The sequence below is a fragment of the Halomonas elongata genome, assembly GCF_029081005.1.
GTDB classification, from domain to species: domain Bacteria; phylum Pseudomonadota; class Gammaproteobacteria; order Pseudomonadales; family Halomonadaceae; genus Halomonas; species Halomonas elongata_B.
Genome location: NZ_JAJQTQ010000004.1, coordinates 24,058 through 40,605 on the forward strand (window position 1 = coordinate 24,058; position 16,548 = coordinate 40,605).

At 64.8% G+C, this 16,548-nt stretch carries 17 protein-coding genes; all 17 read left to right on the plus strand.

The window, feature by feature from the left end:
• The first annotated feature begins 299 nt into the window (after nt 1-299).
• The 17 genes from LU493_RS03995 to LU493_RS04075 all read left to right on the plus strand — a co-directional run bounded on the left by LU493_RS03995 (nt 300) and on the right by LU493_RS04075 (nt 16,542).
• Nucleotides 300-1,082 (plus strand): GntR family transcriptional regulator, encoded by a 783-nt coding sequence (locus LU493_RS03995; protein ID WP_275286499.1) that lies wholly within the window; start codon nt 300-302, stop codon nt 1,080-1,082.
• A 342-nt stretch (nt 1,083-1,424) separates the two neighbouring features.
• A complete protein-coding gene (gene nirD / locus LU493_RS04000; RefSeq protein ID WP_275286500.1) occupies nt 1,425-1,742 on the plus strand; it encodes a nitrite reductase small subunit NirD in 318 nt (105 codons plus the stop codon).
• A 3-nt stretch (nt 1,743-1,745) separates the two neighbouring features.
• Nucleotides 1,746-2,051 (plus strand): recombinase-like helix-turn-helix domain-containing protein, encoded by a 306-nt coding sequence (locus LU493_RS04005; protein ID WP_275286501.1) that lies wholly within the window; start codon nt 1,746-1,748, stop codon nt 2,049-2,051.
• 53 nt (nt 2,052-2,104) lie between these two features.
• Entirely contained in the window at nt 2,105-3,136 is a 1,032-nt protein-coding gene (locus LU493_RS04010) for an aromatic ring-hydroxylating oxygenase subunit alpha (RefSeq protein ID WP_275286502.1), read from the plus strand.
• A gap of 1 nt (nt 3,137) precedes the next feature.
• On the plus strand, nt 3,138-3,893 hold the full coding sequence (locus LU493_RS04015; RefSeq protein ID WP_275286503.1) for an SDR family oxidoreductase: 756 nt from the start codon (nt 3,138-3,140) through the stop codon (nt 3,891-3,893).
• Between the two features lie 10 nt (nt 3,894-3,903).
• Nucleotides 3,904-5,109: an NAD(P)/FAD-dependent oxidoreductase gene (locus LU493_RS04020; protein ID WP_275286504.1), complete on the plus strand. Its 1,206-nt coding sequence runs from the start codon at nt 3,904-3,906 to the stop codon at nt 5,107-5,109.
• Nucleotides 5,110-5,451: 342 nt separating this feature from the next.
• The gene (locus tag LU493_RS04025) at nt 5,452-6,579 is read left to right on the plus strand and encodes an FAD-dependent monooxygenase (protein WP_275286505.1); all 1,128 of its coding nucleotides are present in this window, start codon (nt 5,452-5,454) and stop codon (nt 6,577-6,579) included.
• A gap of 58 nt (nt 6,580-6,637) precedes the next feature.
• Nucleotides 6,638-7,615 carry a TRAP transporter substrate-binding protein DctP gene (dctP, locus tag LU493_RS04030; protein WP_275286506.1) on the plus strand — a complete coding sequence of 326 codons (978 nt, stop codon included), beginning with the start codon at nt 6,638-6,640 and terminating at the stop codon, nt 7,613-7,615.
• A 66-nt stretch (nt 7,616-7,681) separates the two neighbouring features.
• Nucleotides 7,682-8,194: a TRAP transporter small permease gene (locus LU493_RS04035; protein ID WP_275286507.1), complete on the plus strand. Its 513-nt coding sequence runs from the start codon at nt 7,682-7,684 to the stop codon at nt 8,192-8,194.
• Between the two features lie 47 nt (nt 8,195-8,241).
• Nucleotides 8,242-9,558: a TRAP transporter large permease gene (locus tag LU493_RS04040; RefSeq protein ID WP_275286508.1), complete on the plus strand. Its 1,317-nt coding sequence runs from the start codon at nt 8,242-8,244 to the stop codon at nt 9,556-9,558.
• Between the two features lie 47 nt (nt 9,559-9,605).
• Nucleotides 9,606-11,180: a sulfatase family protein gene (locus LU493_RS04045; protein ID WP_275286509.1), complete on the plus strand. Its 1,575-nt coding sequence runs from the start codon at nt 9,606-9,608 to the stop codon at nt 11,178-11,180.
• Nucleotides 11,181-11,486: 306 nt separating this feature from the next.
• Nucleotides 11,487-12,299, plus strand: coding sequence for an IclR family transcriptional regulator (locus LU493_RS04050; protein ID WP_275286510.1), 813 nt, complete (start codon nt 11,487-11,489; stop codon nt 12,297-12,299).
• 166 nt (nt 12,300-12,465) lie between these two features.
• The gene (locus LU493_RS04055; protein WP_275286511.1) at nt 12,466-13,395 is read left to right on the plus strand and encodes a VOC family protein; all 930 of its coding nucleotides are present in this window, start codon (nt 12,466-12,468) and stop codon (nt 13,393-13,395) included.
• 159 nt (nt 13,396-13,554) lie between these two features.
• On the plus strand, nt 13,555-14,079 hold the full coding sequence (locus tag LU493_RS04060; protein ID WP_275286512.1) for a cupin domain-containing protein: 525 nt from the start codon (nt 13,555-13,557) through the stop codon (nt 14,077-14,079).
• Between the two features lie 11 nt (nt 14,080-14,090).
• Nucleotides 14,091-14,921, plus strand: a complete 831-nt coding sequence (locus LU493_RS04065; RefSeq protein ID WP_275286513.1) for an alpha/beta fold hydrolase — start codon at nt 14,091-14,093, stop codon at nt 14,919-14,921.
• Between the two features lie 15 nt (nt 14,922-14,936).
• The gene (locus LU493_RS04070) at nt 14,937-15,731 is read left to right on the plus strand and encodes an SDR family oxidoreductase (protein ID WP_275286514.1); all 795 of its coding nucleotides are present in this window, start codon (nt 14,937-14,939) and stop codon (nt 15,729-15,731) included.
• Between the two features lie 16 nt (nt 15,732-15,747).
• Nucleotides 15,748-16,542: an aspartate dehydrogenase gene (locus tag LU493_RS04075; RefSeq protein ID WP_275286515.1), complete on the plus strand. Its 795-nt coding sequence runs from the start codon at nt 15,748-15,750 to the stop codon at nt 16,540-16,542.
• The last annotated feature ends 6 nt before the right edge of the window (nt 16,543-16,548 follow it).

The window sequence follows — 16,548 nt, forward strand, 5'->3', positions numbered from 1 at the left end:
CCCGTCTGCGCCGGGAGCTGGAAGTCATAAGCCTTAAGCTTGAAGAAAAACCTTGACCCCATGTTGTCGGGGTTCATGCTGCCTTCGAGCTTCGAGCTTCGAGCTTCGAGCTTCGAGCTTCGAGCTTCGAGCTTCGAGCTTCGAGCTTCGAGCTTCGAGCAGGGAGTTGCCGCTCTGGAGGCGGTTGTCGGGGTTCGGATCTTGCATCTTGCTGCTCGTATGCTTTGGGTTTCGAGCTTACGCGCGGCGCCAACCTTGCTACCATGTCTCTCCTTCATGTTCCCGGTCAGGACGTTGCCGTGTTGACGCTGCTTGCCGAGCGTGTCTCGCGACATCTCGAGCGCTTCCCCAAGTCCCCCAAGTATCTGTGCATGCGTGATGCGCTCATCGAGCTGATCGTCGAAGGGCGGTTGAGCGAGGGTACGCGCTTGCCCACCGAGCAGGCATTGGCCGAGGCACTTCCCCTCAGCCTCGGTACGGTGCAGAAAGCACTGCGGGACCTGGTGGATAGCGGCGAGCTGTATCGGCGCCGCCGCCTGGGCACCTTCGTCGCCGGAGGCGACCATCGGCGCGAGATCACCACGCCGGCCTTCAGCTTCCTGCGCCCCGATGGCTCGCGGGTGCGCATGGTCTTCATTCGCCTGATGAAGCGTGAGCGGGTCAGGATGGACCGTCCCGGTAAGTGGTGCGAAGCGCTCGGGCCCTGTGAGGCAGGCTATATCCGCCTGGTGCGCCAGGACCGTATCGATGGCGCCTTCGACTGCCACACCGAGATCTATCTGCGGGCGGATCAAGCCGAGGCCCTGCTCGAAGCGCCGGTCGAGGCATTCGAGCACGAGAGTGTCCTGCCCCTTTTGCAGGCGCGGACGCGTATGGTCGTCGACCATGCCGATAACCGAGTACGTATGGTGCGCCTCCCCAGAGCGGTAGCCAAGGCCATCGCACCCGATGCGGGGCCGTCGGCACCAGGGCTGCGGCTCGACACCCTCTATCGCCTCCAGGATGGTTCGGCCGTCGCCTGGCAGGTCATGCATATCCCCGCCAACGATTACTCTCTCTCGCTGCACACCGAGCTGCGTTAGATCGTCGAGACAGCTCGGCTCTTTTGACTTGTGGCACCCGTATCACTCGCGCTTCGAGCAGCCCGGATCGTTCATCCTGACGATTTGTCGCCGATTGTTGCCTGGTGACCCACATGGAGGCGGGAAATGCGTTGGCCCGCCGGGAGCGGGCCTGGCCCCGGCCGTCGCTCGTCGACTGTTCGTACAGAGCTTAGGCGTCATGCTCGTTTCATGCACCATGAATACTATATAGTATTGACAGGTGTGGCGACGCCTCTATACTGCCGTACAGGATCATATAAAAAACAAGGTTCCATAATTGATGCATTTTGACTGATGCATCCGACCGATGAGGACTACGTCATGAGTTGGACAACCGTCTGCAAGACCGACCAGGTGCAGGAAGACTTTCCCTATTCCGCCAAGCTCGATGGCAAGGAAGTCGGTGTGTATGTGCTGGATGGCGAGTACTACGCCCTCGAGGACGTCTGTCCCCACGCCTATGCCCTTCTGTCCCAGGGGTTTGTCGAGGACGGTCAGGTGGAGTGCCCGCTGCACGAGGCGACCTTCGACATCAAGAGCGGCAAGTGCCTGCGCGAGCCCGCCGACCGCGACCTCCACGTCTACCCGGTGCGGATCATCGATGACGAAGTGCAACTCCAGACCAGCGAGGAGAGCTGAACCATGGCCCAGCAGGACTACAACCCCCAACTGAAGCAATGGCAACGCATCATCCCCTCCAGCGAACCTGGCCAGGGTTACATCGAGGCGCCCGGTGGCTTCGCCAATCCCGTCTGGCAGACCCGTGCCAGTGCGCCGGGCGCCTTCGAACACGCCCTGGTGGAAGCCCTCGAAGAGGTCTTCGCCGACGGCGCGACCGAGCTGGACGCCGTGGTCGAGGGCCTCAATGCTCGCCATCGTCACGATCGCAATGGCCAGTCCTGGACCCAGGAAAGTTTCCTTCAGGAGATGGCGGTGCTCGGACAGTGAACCGCCTCGGGGCTACGCCCCTTTGCCAGTACAAGACATAACGAGGTCGAGACATGACTAGTGCATCCTCCGTCGATACCGCCGTCCAGGACTATCTGGACAGCGGCCTGCGTTCCCTCTGGTATCCCGTCGCCGCCAGCTGGGAGGTCGGCAGCAACCCCGTCGGCATCACCCGGTTGGGCGAGAACCTGGTGCTGTGGCGCGGCTTCGACGGCACCCTGCATGCCGTCGAGGACCGCTGCCCCCACCGCGGCGCCCGCCTGTCCAAGGGCTGGAACCTGGGCGATCGCCTGGCCTGCTGGTATCACGGCGTCGAAGTCAACGGCGAGGGCGAGGTCTGCGACGTGCCGGCGATCAGCAACAGCCCGCTGGTCGGCCAGGCCTGCGTGCGTCGCTATCCGATCCAGGAGGCCCACGGCGCCATCTTCGTCTACTTCGGCACCACTCCGGACGAGGCGCCCGGCGAACTCAAACTGCCGGAACAACTGACCGACGGCGAGACCTACGGTCATTTCCTGTGCACCGCCACCTGGAAGTGCAACTACCAGTACGCCATCGACAATGTCATGGACCCCATGCACGGCACCTACCTGCACTCGGACTCCCACTCCATGGCCGAGGGCGACCGCCAGGCCGAGATGGTGCTCGAGCCCACCGAGAGCGGTTTCATCTTCAAGAAGACCGGCCAGACCGGCGTCAACTTCGACTGGGTGGAGTTCGGCAACACCAACGCCCTCTGGCTGCGCCTGTCGATTCCCTACCAGCAGCGCTTCGGCCCGGGCGGGCCCTTCTGGATCGTCGGCATGGCGGTGCCCGAGGACAAGGAGCACACCCGGGTGTTCTTCTGGCGGGTGCGCAAGGTGGACGGCTGGCAGCGCCAGGTGTGGCGCTTCTTCTACCGCACCAAGCTCGAGCAGCTGCACTGGGACGTGCTGGAGCAGGATCGCATCATCCTCGAGAACCTGGCCCCGGACGCCCGCCTGCACGAGAATCTCTACCAGCACGACGTGGGCCTCTCGCGGCTGCGTCGGGTGATGCTGAAGACGGCCAAGAAGCAGCTGGCCGAGCGCCAGCAGGCGGCCTGACATGACCCAGATGCTCAACGGCAAGCGCATCCTGGTGACCGGGGCCGCCCGTGGCCTGGGTCGCAGCGTCGCCGAGGCCGCCGCCGCCGAGGGCGCGCGGCTGGTGATCAGCGACATCCTCGAGGCCGAGCTGGAAGCGACCGCTGCGGCACTGCGCGAGCGCGGCGCCGAGGTCGAGGCGCGAGTCATCGACCAGGCCGATCCCGCTTCCATCGAGGCGGGCATGGCCCGGGTCGCCGAGGGCGGAAGTCTGGATGGCCTGGTCAACAACGCGGCCATCGCCACCGGCGTCGGCGGCGAGACCCTGATGGACTACGACATGGCCCTGTGGGACCGGGTGATGGCGGTCAACGTGCGCGGCACCTGGCTGATGACCCGGGCCGCCGTGCCGCTGCTCGAGGGCGATGGCGGCGGCCGGGTGGTCAACCTGGCCTCGGACACCGCCCTGTGGGGAGCCCCCAGGCTGATGGCCTACGTCGCCAGCAAGGGTGCGGTGATCTCCATGACCCGCTCCATGGCCCGCGAGCTCGGCGAGCGTGGCATCGGCGTCAACGCCGTAGCCCCGGGGCTGACCCACTGCGAGGCCACCGAGTATGTCCCCCGGGAGCGCTACGACTTCTATGCCCAGGGCCGAGCCCTGAAACGCGAACAGCAGCCCGACGACGTGGACGGCACCATCCTCTACCTGCTGTCGGACTGGTCGACCTTCGTCACCGGGCAGGTGATTCCGGTCAATGGCGGTTTCGTCTTCAACTGAGGTGGTGCACATGGCAAGCGATATCCAGCACATCGTGGTGATCGGTGGCGGCCAGGCCGGCGGCTATGCCTGCAAGGCGCTGCGCGGCGAGGGCTTCGAGGGCCGCCTGACCGTGGTCGCCGACGAGCCCCACGACTTCTACGAACGGCCGCCGCTGTCCAAGGGCGTGGTCACCGACAGCGAACCACTGCCACGGCTGTTCCCGGCGGACAGCCTGGCGGCCCTCGACATCGACTGGCGGCGCCCGCGTCGGGCCGTCGAGATCGACCGCGCGGCCGACGAAGTGGTGCTCGACGACGGCGAACGGCTGCCCTACGATCGCCTGTTGATCGCCACCGGCAGCCGGCCGAGGCTGCCGGTGGCCGACTGGGCGGAGATCGCCAACGTCATGACCCTGCGCACCTGGGACGATGCCGCCCGGCTCAAGGCCAAGCTCGAGCAGAGCCGCCGGATCGGCATCATCGGCGGCGGCTGGATCGGCCTCGAGGTGGCCTCCAGTGCCCGGAAGCTGGGCGTCGAGGTGGATGTCTTCGAGCGGGCCCCGGCGCTGTGCGGTCGCAGCGTGGGACCCGAGGTGGCCGAGGCGATCCGCGAGCTCCACGAGCGTCATGGCGTCGGCCTCGCGCTCGACCGTCAGGACATCGCGCTGAGCGAGGAGGGCGACGGCCGGGTGAGCGTCGTGGCCGACGGCGAGTCCCGCGAGCCCTACGACCTGGTGGTGGTGGGCGCGGGCGTCGAGATCAACCTGGAACTGGCTCGTGAGGCGGGGCTCGCGACCGAGCAGGGCATCGTCATCGACGCCGCCGGGCACACCTCGGATCCGCGGATCTTCGCCGCCGGCGATGTGGCCCAGCATCCCCACCTGGGACTCTGCCTGCAGTCCTGGGCCTACGCCCAGAATCAGGCTCGGGTGGTGGCCGACGCCATGCTCGGCAAGGCGGCCCACTACGACGAGCCGGCCTGGCTGTGGTCGGATCAGCACGGCGTCAACATCCAGATCCTCGGCGTGCCGAGCGGCGAGCTGCATTGCGTGGTGCGTCGCGATCCCCAGGGGCCGGTGTTCTTCTATCTGGATGGCGAGCAGCGGCTGGTACAGATGGTCGCCTTCGACCAGCCGCGTGCCATCAAGCTCGGCAAGCGCTGGTTGGCCGCCGAGCGGGTCCTCGACCCGGACGCCCTGGGGGATCCCGAATACAACCTGATGCAGCTGCGCTGAGCCTGGCCCGGCGCCGCGTGCCAGGGTCACGAGTTGCCCGATTCCACCACCCCGGCCTCTGATCCCGGTACTGCTCTGTTGCCCTCCGTCTTCCCCGGCGACATGTTCGTCGACGTCATGGGGGCCGGCGTGCCCCTTCCCTTGCTCATCATTACCGGGCTGTACCCCTGCCGGCGCTCCGCCGGTATGCCTGACCATGTTCCAGCAGGGTGTCGAGCCTGCTTCGTGTCGAAACCGCCGTTTGACAACGGAGGTAGGGCGACTTATCTTCACGTTAATCAAATAATAAACAAAGTTTCAAATATGAGTTATCAGTCCGCATTCGTGGATAGGAACAAGAACATGACAAATCTGAAGATCGGAATATGTGGTGGTGGTATCGGTGGGCTTTGTGCGGCGCTGGCGCTACGCCAGCAGGGCCATGAGGCTGTCGTCTTCGAACGCGCCAAGCAGTTCCTGCGCATCGGTGCCGACGTGAATCTCACGCCCAATGCCGTGCGCGCCCTGGATCGCTTGGGCGTCGGCGAAATCCTGCGCGAGACGGCGGCGCGTCCGACCCATCGCATCAGTCGTACCTGGGACACCGGCGAGGAAACCTCGCGTCTGCCCATGAGCGAGGCCGCCGAGCAGCGTTATGGCGCTCCGCAGCTGACGATCCACCGTGGTGATCTGCTCCGGGCCCTCGAGGAAGCGCTCCCGAAGGAGAGCATCCGGCTGGGCAAGCAGGCCGAGCGTATCGAGCACGGCAAGCCGATGCGTATTCACTTCGCCGATGGCAGCCATGATGACGTCGACCTGGTGATCGGCGGCGATGGTATCCATTCGGCCGTGCGTCGTGAGCTGTTCGGCGAGGATCAGCCCGAGTTCACCGGTCTGGTGTCCTATCGGGCCGTGGTACCACGTACCGCGGTGCCCGAGGTCGAGAACCTGGATGCGTTCACCAAGTGGTGGGGGCCGACGCCCGACATCCAGGTGGTGGTCTTCCCCTTGACGCGTGGCGAGGAGGTCTTCGTCTTCGCGACCACCCCTCAGGACGACTGGCGCGATGAATCCTGGACACTGCCCGGCGACGTCGAGGAGTTGAGGGGGGTCTACAAGGATTTCCATCCCGATGTCCGAGCCTTGCTGGCGGCCTGTGACAGCGTGACCAAATCGGCTCTTTACGTGCGCGAACCCATGGAGCGCTGGTCCTTGGGCGATGCGACCTTGCTCGGCGATGCCGCCCATCCCATGGTGCCTTTCATGGCCCAGGGCGCCTGCATGGCCATCGAGGATGCCGTGGTGTTGTCGCGTTGCCTGGAAGGTGCCGGTCGCGATGATCTGCCGGCGGCCCTGGAGCGCTATGAGCTGGCCAGGAAAGAGCGTACCGCCCAGGTGCAGCGCGGTTCACGTGCCAATGACTGGCTCAAGGGTGAAGGCAATGCCGACTGGGTCTATGGCTATGATGCCTGGGGCCTGGAACTGCCCTGATGCTACCGGGGCGTTCGATTCATCGAATTCAATAACAACACGCGAGGAAAGACCGACCATGACCAAGCAGCTCCTGCTCAAGTCCCTGTTGAGCCTGTCCCTGATCGGGGCGACCAGTGTCGTTCAGGCCGAGGAGATAAGACTCAACGCCATCTCCTTCACCCCCAAGACGGCGGTGGTCTCCCATGGCTTCGAAGAGTTCGTCGCGGCCATCAACGAGAAGTTCGATGGCGAGCTCGAGATCAACTGGCGTGGTGGCCCCGAGGTGATGCCGCCCTTCCGGCTGGCCGATGCCGTGCGCAACGGTTCCATCGACATGGCGCTGACCAGCCCCAGTTACTATTCAGGACTCGTGCCATCGGCCACGGCGTCCAACCTTTCCTTCAAGACCTACGAGGAAATTGCCGAAACCGACTACCTGGAGCGCATGACCCAGGTGCATGCAGAGCGTGGCTTGCATTTCCTCGGCGAGATTCCGGCCAGTCCGGTGAAGTTCTTCCTGTTCTTCAAGGATGAAGTCGCCGGCATCGATGATCTGGAGGGCAAGCGCATTCGTGTCTTCCCGACCATCCTGCCGTTCGTGGAATCGCTGGGTGCCGAGCCCCTGGTGATGCCCATGGGCGAGATCTATACCGCCATGGAGCGTGGTGTCATCGATGGCTTCGCCCAGAGCAATCTTGGCTGGGTCGATCAGTTCAAGGATGTGGTGAACTATTACATCACCCCGCGTTTCTATCGTGCCGGGTTCAATGTGCTGGTCAATCCCGAGGCCTGGGAAGAGCTTCCCGAGGGGCTGCGCGAACGTGTGCAGGCCTATCTGCGCGAGGAGCTGGCGCCGCAGATCGATCGGAGCTGGGAGGAGACGATGGCCACGGCCCAGACACAGATGGAGGATGCCGGGTTCCAGGAGGTCAGGCTGAGCGGGGAAGCCGCCGATGAGTACCTGGATACCGCGATCGAGGCCGCCTGGCAGCATCTCGCCGAAGATGTCGACCCTGATCTGCACGCCGAGCTCAAGGCCATGCTGGTCGACTGAACGTGACCCGATACCGGTGTCAGTCGTCGTGGCGCCGGTATTCATCCACCTCCCGGGGCTTTCGCTATGGATGACTCTCTCTCCGTCGAGCATGCGACGTCCAACGCCTTCATGCGTGGCGTCAGCCGACTCAACCTGTGGTTGGCCTGGCTCAGTGGCCTGGTGCTGGTGATCGCGACCGGGCTGGTATTCCTGGAGATCCTGTCACGACTGATCTTCGATCGCTCCCTGGTCTGGGTCGTCGAGCTCAGTGAGTATGCGTTGCTCTACATGACCTTCCTCGGTGCCCCCTACCTGCTCGAAAAGCATCGACATGTGGCCATTGACCTGGTGACCGATGCCCTGCCGGCGTGGCCGCGGCGTCTGCTGGTCGCGGCACTGAGTGCGCTGGCGGCGGTGGCCTGTGGCTACTGCGCCTGGGTCGGCGGTGTGGTGACACTCGACCAGCTCGAGCACGGGATGCGCGAGACCACCCTGATGCGACCGCCGAGCTATCTGATCACCCTGGTCTTCCCCCTCGGCATGCTGCTGCTCGCGATCCAGTTCGTGGCGCAGACGCTCGACAGTTTCAAGCGCTGAGCCCCGAGTGGCTCGCGCAAAGACAATAATCTCCCCTGGAGGCTGATATGGACTGGTGGCTGACGCTGCTCCTGCTCATGGGACCGCTCCTGCTACTGATGATGCTTGGCATGCCGGTGGCATTCGCCTTCCTGGTCGTCAACCTGGTAGGCGCCTATGTGCTGCTGGGTGGCATGTCGGGGGTCGAACAGCTGGTGATCAACACCACCGGTGCGCTGACCAGTTTCACGCTGGTGCCCATCGCCATGTTCATGATCATGGGCGAGGTGATGTTCCGATCGGGTATCGCCAATGATCTGCTGGACACGCTCGACAAGTGGTTCGGCAAGCTTCGCGGTCGCCTGGCCTTCATGGCCGTGGGCGGCGGGGTGCTGTTCTCCACCCTGACCGGTAACAGCATGGGCTCGATCGCGCTGCTGGGTTCCAGCCTGGTGCCGGAAATGGAGAAACGTGGCTACCAGAAACCCATGTCGCTGGGGCCGATCCTCGGTTCCGCCGGCCTGGCGATCATGATTCCGCCGAGTTCACTGGCCGTCGTGCTGGGCGTTGTGGCTGAATTGCCGATCGGTCGGCTATTGATTGCCATCATCCTGCCCGGCTTGTTGATGGCGGTGCTCTATACCGCCTACATTCTCGGTCGCTGTACCCTGCAGCCGGAGGTGGCGCCGTCCTTCGACGTCGCACCCACCTCGGTACGGGTCAAGCTCGAGGCCGGGGCGCGCAACATCCTGCCCATCGGCATCATCGTCTTCGCCGTGGTCGGCGTGATCTTCCTGGGCCTGGCTACACCCACCGAGGCGGCCGCCTCGGGCGCCGTGGCGACGGTGCTGCTGGCACTGTTCAAGCGTCGTCTGAGCTTCGATATCTTCAAGAGCTCGATGTTCGAGAGTGCTGCCATCTCGGTGATGGTACTGCTGATCGTCGCCGGTGCCATCGCCTTCACCCAGTTGCTGTCCTTCACCGGGGCGACCTTCGGCCTGATGGATGCCGTGCTCGGGTTGCCCTTCGACGACAAGACCATCGTGCTGGCCATGGTGCTGACCATCGTGGTGCTCGGCATGTTCATGGGGCCATTGCCGATCATGATGATTACCCTGCCGATCTTCGTGCCGGTGGTGGAGCAGTTCGGCTTCGATCCCCTCTGGTTTTCCGTGCTCTTCCTGATCGCCATCGAGACCGGCTCCACCTCACCGCCGCTGGGTGCCGCATTGTTCGTGATGAAGGCCGTGGCGCCCGAGGGAACCCGCATGGGCAGCATCTACAAGTCGGCGTTGCCCTTTCTGGTCTGTGACTTCCTGGCCATCGGTATCGTTTTCGCCTTTCCCGAGATCGTCACCTGGCCGGTTGGCCTGATGTTCGACTGAATCGATGCCCGGTGGGCGACGCCGGACATATGTCTGAGGAAGCTATCATGCGACGTCCCAACTTCGTCATCTTCGTCACCGACCAGCAGCGTGCCGAGCACCTGGGCTGCTATGGCGATCCGACCGTGCGGACGCCTAACCTGGATGGCCTGGCCGCCGACGGTGTGTGCTTCGAACGTTTCCATGTCGCTACACCAATCTGTCAGCCCAATCGGGCCTGCCTGGTCACCGGGCAGCAACCGTCGGTCAATGGCGTGCGTCAGAACGGGATTCCGCTGGATCTGGACAGCGTCACCTTTGCCGATGTGTTGCGCGATGCCGGCTATAACACCGGTTATATCGGCAAGGCCCACTTTCAGAACGTCACCGACATTCCGGCGCCCGAGCGGCGCCAGGGAGGGCAGGGGGAGACCCTGCCCGACGAGCTCGGTCATAGTCTGCGTCGACAGCGCACGGGCGATGCCTATCGTTGGGAAGTGCGTCGACGCTGGGCTGACCGTCCCGATCTGGAACTGCCGACGCCTTATTACGGCTTCGATCATGTGCGCCTGTGCATCGGCCACGGCGACCAGGTGGAGGGGCACTATACCGCCTGGCTGCGCGAGCGCCATGCCGACCCGGATGCGCTGCGCGGCCCGGCCAACGCCCTGCCCGACGAGCGCGTCACGGCGCCACAATGCTGGCGCACGGCACTGCCGGAGGCCGACTACCCGACTCGCTACGTCGCCGAGCAGGCGTGTGATTTCCTGGGAGAGCAGGATGGCGAGACGCCCTTCGTGCTCGTGGTGTCCTTTCCCGACCCTCATCATCCCTTCACGCCGCCGGGGCGTTACTGGTCCATGTACGACCCCGATGACGTCGTGTTGCCCCCTAACGCCGACGAGTCCGTCGATGGTATCCCGGGTCTGCCCGCCTCGGCGCTGACGGCCTACCGCTGGGGGGAGGTCGAGCCGGAAAGTCATTGGCCGCTGACGTTATCCGAGCGTCAGATCCGCGAAATCATCGCCCTCAACTACGGCAGTATCAGCATGATCGATGATGCCGTGGGTGAGGTGATGGGGCGTCTCGAGGCCCTGGGGTTGAACGAGGATACCGTAGTGGCCTTCACGTCCGACCATGGCGATTACATGGGGGATCACGGCACCGTGCTCAAGCTCGGCCTGCACTTTCAGAGTGTCGTGCGCGTGCCCTTGATCTGGCGTGATCCCCGAACCGTCGAGTCGAGGGGGAGCAGGTCCTCTCGGCTGGGCAGTGCCATCGATCTGGCCCCGACCCTGCTGCAGCGAGCCGGACTGCGCATCCCGGTCGGCATGCAGGGGCGCGATCTCTTCGGTGAGGCGCCGGCTGCCCCGGTGCTCATCGAGGATGCCGGTATCGAGGTGTTTCGTGATGGAGATGCCGGCAGTGGCATCTCCACGCTGGTGACGGATGGCTGGCGACTCAGCCTCTTCGAGGGCGAGGCGGGCGGAGAGCTCTACGACCTGGCCGAGGACCCGCATGAGACGCGCAACCTCTGGACGGATCCGGGCTGTCAGGCGCAGAAGGCATTACTGCTCGAGTGCCTGGCACGACGCATGGCTGAGCTTCGAGACAAGCGACTCTCGGCATCGGCCAGAGCCTGATGGGATCACGGGAGAACCGACCCGTGACCGGGCCCTTGCCTTCTGCAAAATCTCTTTAATTTCATGCGGTTACAGTTATTCCGGCGAAGATGAACACACCTTGACAACGGGGCTTTAGAAGGCTATTTTTAGGTTGTATCAAATAAGAAATATAGTTTTAAATATGAACCATGAAGGATCGGCATCGACCAGGGTGCATCGGCTCGCAGGTTGCAATCCGGTATCTTGGGTTCAGGAGCGCCACATGCGATGTGAGAACAGTAAGGTCGGCGCGAACGGATTCCGACACCAAGTGACGAGGACGCCATGAACGGTAGCGAAAAGGATGCACGCAAATACATGATTCCGGGCCTGGAGCGCGGCTTGATCATCCTGATGGAGCTGAGCCGCAACCATCGGGAGATGAGCTTCGCCGAGATCGTCAAGCGTGTCGATATTCCCAAGGCCACGGCCTATCGTGCGATCCAGACCCTCGAGTACATGGGGTTCATCCGGCGTCATCCCTCCACTGGGCTGTATACGCTCGGTGTCAATGTTCTTCGTCTGGGGTTCGAATACGTCGCGTCCCTGGATGTCGTCCAGGTCGGTCAGCCGGTGATCGAGTCGTTGCGCGACAAGACCGGTTGCTCGAGCCACATCGCCATTCGGGATGGGCAGGATGTCATCTACGTGGCCAGGGTCAGTGCAGCCAACGCCACGATTCGGCGGGTCAGCGTGGGGACTCGGCTGCCGGTGCATCGTACCTCCCTCGGGCGTGTGCTGTTGACCGGCATGAGTCGCGAGGCATTCGAGGCGCTCTATCCAGAGGAGGCGCTGCCGGACAATGAGCCTGGTGCGCCTGAGGACCGGGAGACGCTCTGGCAGCTGGTTCAGGAGGACCGCCAGCGCGGCTATGTAATCGGCGAATCCTTCTTCCAGTTCGGTATCTCCTCCATCGTCTATCCGCTGTTCAACCATGACGGCGAGGTCGAGGGCGTGGTCAGCATCATGGTCCCGGTGCACGAGATTCCGGAAAGTGATCGCGACCGCCTGCGCCACGATGTTGCCGAGGCGGCCGACAACATATCGAACCTGCTGGGATATCAGTGCCATCCCGGGGAGCACTACAAGATGAGATGACCCCGGGCTGATTCAATCCGCCGGGTGCTTCACCTGGAGCGCATCCGGTCATCACCACAGATCACCGCGCAGTCGTCGCGATGCTCATGCATCGCGAAGAGGGGCTTCGTGTGTCTGAAACGTCCAACAAGAGTGACGGTCGAGGTCACATTAGCAGGAGATCGACATGAGTATCGTGGGTATCGAAGCGCTGGAGTTCGGCGCCGAGGACATCGAGACCGGCAAGCGGTTCGCCGAGGATTTCGGGCTGGCCAGTATCGAGGAAGAGGCCGAGAGCGCGACCTTCGAAGCGCTCAACGGAGGGCAATTGGTGATCCGTGGCATTGATGACCCGGCGTTGCCCGAGGCATTCGAGTCAGGATCGACCCTGCGCCGCATGACCTGGGGCGTGGCCGATGTGGCGGCGCTGGCGGAATTGCGCGAGCGGCTGCGCGATCAGCCGGGCTTTGTCGACAATGGCGACAGTCTCGAGTGTCGCGACCCCAATGGGCTGACCGTACGCATTCAGCCTACGTCGCTGCGCGATGTCGAGCTGGAAGTGACACCGATCAACCAATGGGGTGACATGCGCCGGGTCGATCAGCCGAGTCCGGTGTACGAACGGGCTACGCCGGCCAGCATCGGCCATGCGGTCTTCTTCGTCGATGACCTGGAGGCGAGCGAGCGATTTTACCGTGAGCTGCTGGGGTTCTCGGTCTCCGACCGCTATATCGACCGCGCCGTCTTTCTGCGCATGCAGGCACGCGGGGGGCATCACAACCTCTTCCTCCTCAAACTGCCGCATCGGGGGGCGGGCTTGAACCACGTGGCCTTCACGGTGCGCGACATTCATGAGGTGATCGGGGGCGGCCTGGCCATGAACCGACGCCAGTGGAGCACCTTCATCGGGCCCGGACGGCACCCCGTTTCCTCGGCCTACTTCTGGTACTTCAACAGCCCGTTGGGCGGCGCTTTCGAGTATTACACCAACGAGGACTATCTGACCGAAGCCTGGGAGCCGAGAGAGATGCAGCATTCGCTGGAATCCTTTACCGAATGGGCCATCGAGGGCGGTATCGACGCCGATACCCGGCGCCAGAAGCAGCCCGAAGCCTGAATCCGGTCGGGCACCTGACGGCCCGATAATCGACAGACAAGAATCAGAGCCGGTCGCCCGTGGGCGGCCGGTCCGGGGAACCTTTGTTCCGACATTCGGCGTGCAGGAAGGTATTTCCCGGACACCGACGAGAACCGCGCCATCCCGAGGAGACACAGCATGTCCGCACAGTTTGAAACCTGGAAAAAGCCCGACGATCTGTCTTTTGCCGACTGGATCGAATCGCGCGTTGCGCGTTTCAAGGGCCGCAAGTATGACTGGAACGCCCTGAAGTTCCAGGCCGACTACGACCCCAAGTACCGCCGGGCCCAGATGCGTTACATCGGCACCGGCGCCACCGGCGTGGCCGATGACACCAACACCATCCCGGCCGAGCACTTCACCTTCTCGACCATGGTGCTGCCGTCAAGGTGCGAGGGCCCGCTGCACGTGCATGACGACGTGGAGGAAGTGTTCTTCGTGCTCAAGGGCTCCATCCGCCTTTTCCTCAAGGACGGCGATCACTACACCGAGACCGTGCTCGAGGAGCGTGACGTGGTCTCCGTACCCCCGGGCATCTATCGCGGCCTGCTCAACGAGAGCGAGGAAGAGGCCCTGATGTGCGTGATGCTGGGCACGCCCAGGCCGCAGATCCCGACCTATCCGGACGATCACCCGCTGTCCAAGGTCAAGCGCGACGGATGAGGGAGCCGGCCATGCCACCCCAGGCCATGACATCCAGGCAGCTGACGCTCGATGCCGGCCGCCAGGCCTATCGCGAGACGGGCGAGGGCCCCGCCATCGTGCTGCTCCACGGCATCAGCTCCGGGGCCGCCTCCTGGGCACCGCTGGCCGCGCCCCTGGCCGGCTATCGGCTGCTGGCCTGGGACGCCCCGGGCTACGGCGATAGCCAGCCGCTGGCCGCGGTCGAGCCCACGGCGGCCGACTATGCCGCGCGCCTCGAGGCCTGGCTCGACGCCCTGGGCATCGCGCGCTGCGTGCTGGTCGGCCACTCGCTGGGGGCGATGATGGCCGGCGCCTTTGCCGCCCGCCAGCCCGAGCGGCTGGCCGGGGTGATCCTGGCCGACCCGGCGCTCGGGTATCGCGATGCCGACGACGCCAAACGTGACCAGGTCTACCGCAGCCGCTGGACGATGCTTGTCGAGCAGGGTCATGACGCCTATGCCGCGGCGCGCGCACCGCGGCTGTTGCGTGATGGCGCCGATGAGGCCGACGTCGCCCGGGTGCGCGAGGGCATGCAGCGCCTGCACGTCGCGGGCTTCGCCCAGGCCAGTTGGATGCTGGCCAACGACGATCTGGAGGGCTATCTGCCCAAGGGCCTGTCGGTGCCGGCCACGGTGCTGTGCGGCGACGAAGACGCCATCACCACGCCGCAGGCCTCCCGGGCCCTGGCCGAGCGCCTGGGATTGCCCTATCGCGACATTCCGCACGCCGGGCATGCCAGCTATATCGATGCGCCCGAGGCCTTCGCCGCGGCTGTCGAGGCCTTCGCCGGGCCGCTGTCGGCACCATCTACCCGGAACTGAGACGAGGACGACACCATGAGCTTTATGATCGAAGGCCGGGTGGCGGTGGTCACCGGCGGATCCTCCGGGATCGGTCTCGAGACCGTGCGCCTGCTGCTGACTCATGGCGCCCGGGTGGCGCTGTGTGGCCGCAACGCCGAGCGCCTCGAAGCGGCCCGTGCCGCTCTCCAGGAGGAATTTTCCGCCGCCGAGCTGCTGGCCGAGACTTGCGACGTGCTCGATGAGGCGTCCTGCGCGGCCTTCGCCGAGGCGGTGCGTGGCCGATTCGGCGGCGCCGACATGCTGATCGCCAACGCCGGCCAGGGCTATGTGGCCCATTTCGATGACACCCCGCGCGATGCCTGGCTGTCCGAGGCCAACCTCAAGCTGTTCGGGGTCATCAATCCGCTGGGTGCCTTCCGCGACCAGCTGGCGGCCTCCGATATCGGGTCGTTGACCTGCGTCAACTCGCTGCTGGCACTGCAGCCCGAGCCGCACATGATCGCCACCTCGGCGGCCCGGGCGGCGCTGCTCAACATGACCCACTCGCTGTCCCACGAGCTGATCGATGATGGCATCCGGGTCAACTCCATCCTGCTGGGGATGGTCGAGTCCGGCCAGTGGCGGCGCCGCTTCGAGCAGCGCGACGATCCGGCCCAGAGCTGGGAGGAGTGGGTCGGTGCCATCGCCGCCAAGCGCGGCATCCCCATGGGCCGCCTGGGTCGCCCGCAGGAGCCGGCCCGCGCGCTGGTCTTCCTGGCCTCCCCGATGGCTTCCTTCACCACCGGCGCCGCCCTGGACGTCTCCGGTGGCTTCAGCCGCCACCTGTGACGACATGGAGAACCCCATGACTCAACGACTGATGATGATCGGCTACGGCGCCATGGGCAGCGAGGTGCATCGCCTGCTGCCCGAGGGCCTGGAGCTGGCCTGGGTAGTGGTGCCGGAGGCCTTCGCCGTCGGGGTGCGCGACCGCCTGGCCGGCCAGGCCGAGGTCCTGACCGCCATCGATCAATGCGCCGAACGCCCCGACCTGGTGGTGGAGTGTGCCGGCCAACCGGGGCTCGCCGAGCATGGCGAGGCGGTATTGCGCCGTGGCCTGACCCTGGCGGTGGTGGCCACCGGCGCCCTGGCCGACGAGGCCCTGTATGAGCGGCTCGCCGCTGCGGCCCGCGAGGGCGGCGGGCGCATGCAGCTGCTGTCGGGGGCCATCGCCGGCATGGATGGCCTGGCAGCGGCCCGCGAGGGTGGCCTGGACGAGGTCACCTACGAGGCTTGCAAGGCGCCGCGCAGCTGGAAGGGCAGCCACGCCGAGCAACTCGTCGACCTGGACGCCATCGTCGAGAAGACGGTGTTCTTCGAGGGCGACGCCGGCGAGGCCGCGCGACTGTTCCCGGCCAACTCCAACGTCGCGGCCACCATCGCCCTGGCCGGGGTTGGCATGCGCGCCACCCGGGTGAAGCTGACCGTCGATCCGGCGACCACGCGCAACACCCATCGCATTCACGCCAGGGGGCGCTTCGGCGAGTTCACCATCGAGCTCAACGGCCATCCCCTGGAAAGCAATCCCAAGACCTCGACCCTCGCCGCCCTGTCGGTGGTGCGCGCCTGTCGCCAGGCGCTCGAGCCGGTCTCGTTCTAAGGGAGG

Excerpts from the sequence above, each read along its gene's own strand:
- nirD (WP_275286500.1), top strand. The coding sequence starts at position 1,425 with ATGAGTTGGACAACCGTCTGCAAGACCGACCAGGTGCAGGAAGACTTT.
- dctP (WP_275286506.1), top strand. The coding sequence starts at position 6,638 with ATGACCAAGCAGCTCCTGCTCAAGTCCCTGTTGAGCCTGTCCCTGATC.
- LU493_RS04045 (WP_275286509.1), top strand. The coding sequence starts at position 9,606 with ATGCGACGTCCCAACTTCGTCATCTTCGTCACCGACCAGCAGCGTGCC.
- LU493_RS04070 (WP_275286514.1), top strand. The coding sequence starts at position 14,937 with ATGAGCTTTATGATCGAAGGCCGGGTGGCGGTGGTCACCGGCGGATCC.
- LU493_RS04055 (WP_275286511.1), top strand. The coding sequence starts at position 12,466 with ATGAGTATCGTGGGTATCGAAGCGCTGGAGTTCGGCGCCGAGGACATC.
- LU493_RS04025 (WP_275286505.1), top strand. The coding sequence starts at position 5,452 with ATGACAAATCTGAAGATCGGAATATGTGGTGGTGGTATCGGTGGGCTT.
- LU493_RS04040 (WP_275286508.1), top strand. The coding sequence starts at position 8,242 with ATGGACTGGTGGCTGACGCTGCTCCTGCTCATGGGACCGCTCCTGCTA.
- LU493_RS04010 (WP_275286502.1), top strand. The coding sequence starts at position 2,105 with ATGACTAGTGCATCCTCCGTCGATACCGCCGTCCAGGACTATCTGGAC.
- LU493_RS04050 (WP_275286510.1), top strand. The coding sequence starts at position 11,487 with ATGAACGGTAGCGAAAAGGATGCACGCAAATACATGATTCCGGGCCTG.
- LU493_RS04060 (WP_275286512.1), top strand. The coding sequence starts at position 13,555 with ATGTCCGCACAGTTTGAAACCTGGAAAAAGCCCGACGATCTGTCTTTT.
- LU493_RS04015 (WP_275286503.1), top strand. The coding sequence starts at position 3,138 with ATGACCCAGATGCTCAACGGCAAGCGCATCCTGGTGACCGGGGCCGCC.
- LU493_RS04035 (WP_275286507.1), top strand. The coding sequence starts at position 7,682 with ATGGATGACTCTCTCTCCGTCGAGCATGCGACGTCCAACGCCTTCATG.
- LU493_RS04075 (WP_275286515.1), top strand. The coding sequence starts at position 15,748 with ATGACTCAACGACTGATGATGATCGGCTACGGCGCCATGGGCAGCGAG.
- LU493_RS04065 (WP_275286513.1), top strand. The coding sequence starts at position 14,091 with ATGCCACCCCAGGCCATGACATCCAGGCAGCTGACGCTCGATGCCGGC.
- LU493_RS04020 (WP_275286504.1), top strand. The coding sequence starts at position 3,904 with ATGGCAAGCGATATCCAGCACATCGTGGTGATCGGTGGCGGCCAGGCC.
- LU493_RS04005 (WP_275286501.1), top strand. The coding sequence starts at position 1,746 with ATGGCCCAGCAGGACTACAACCCCCAACTGAAGCAATGGCAACGCATC.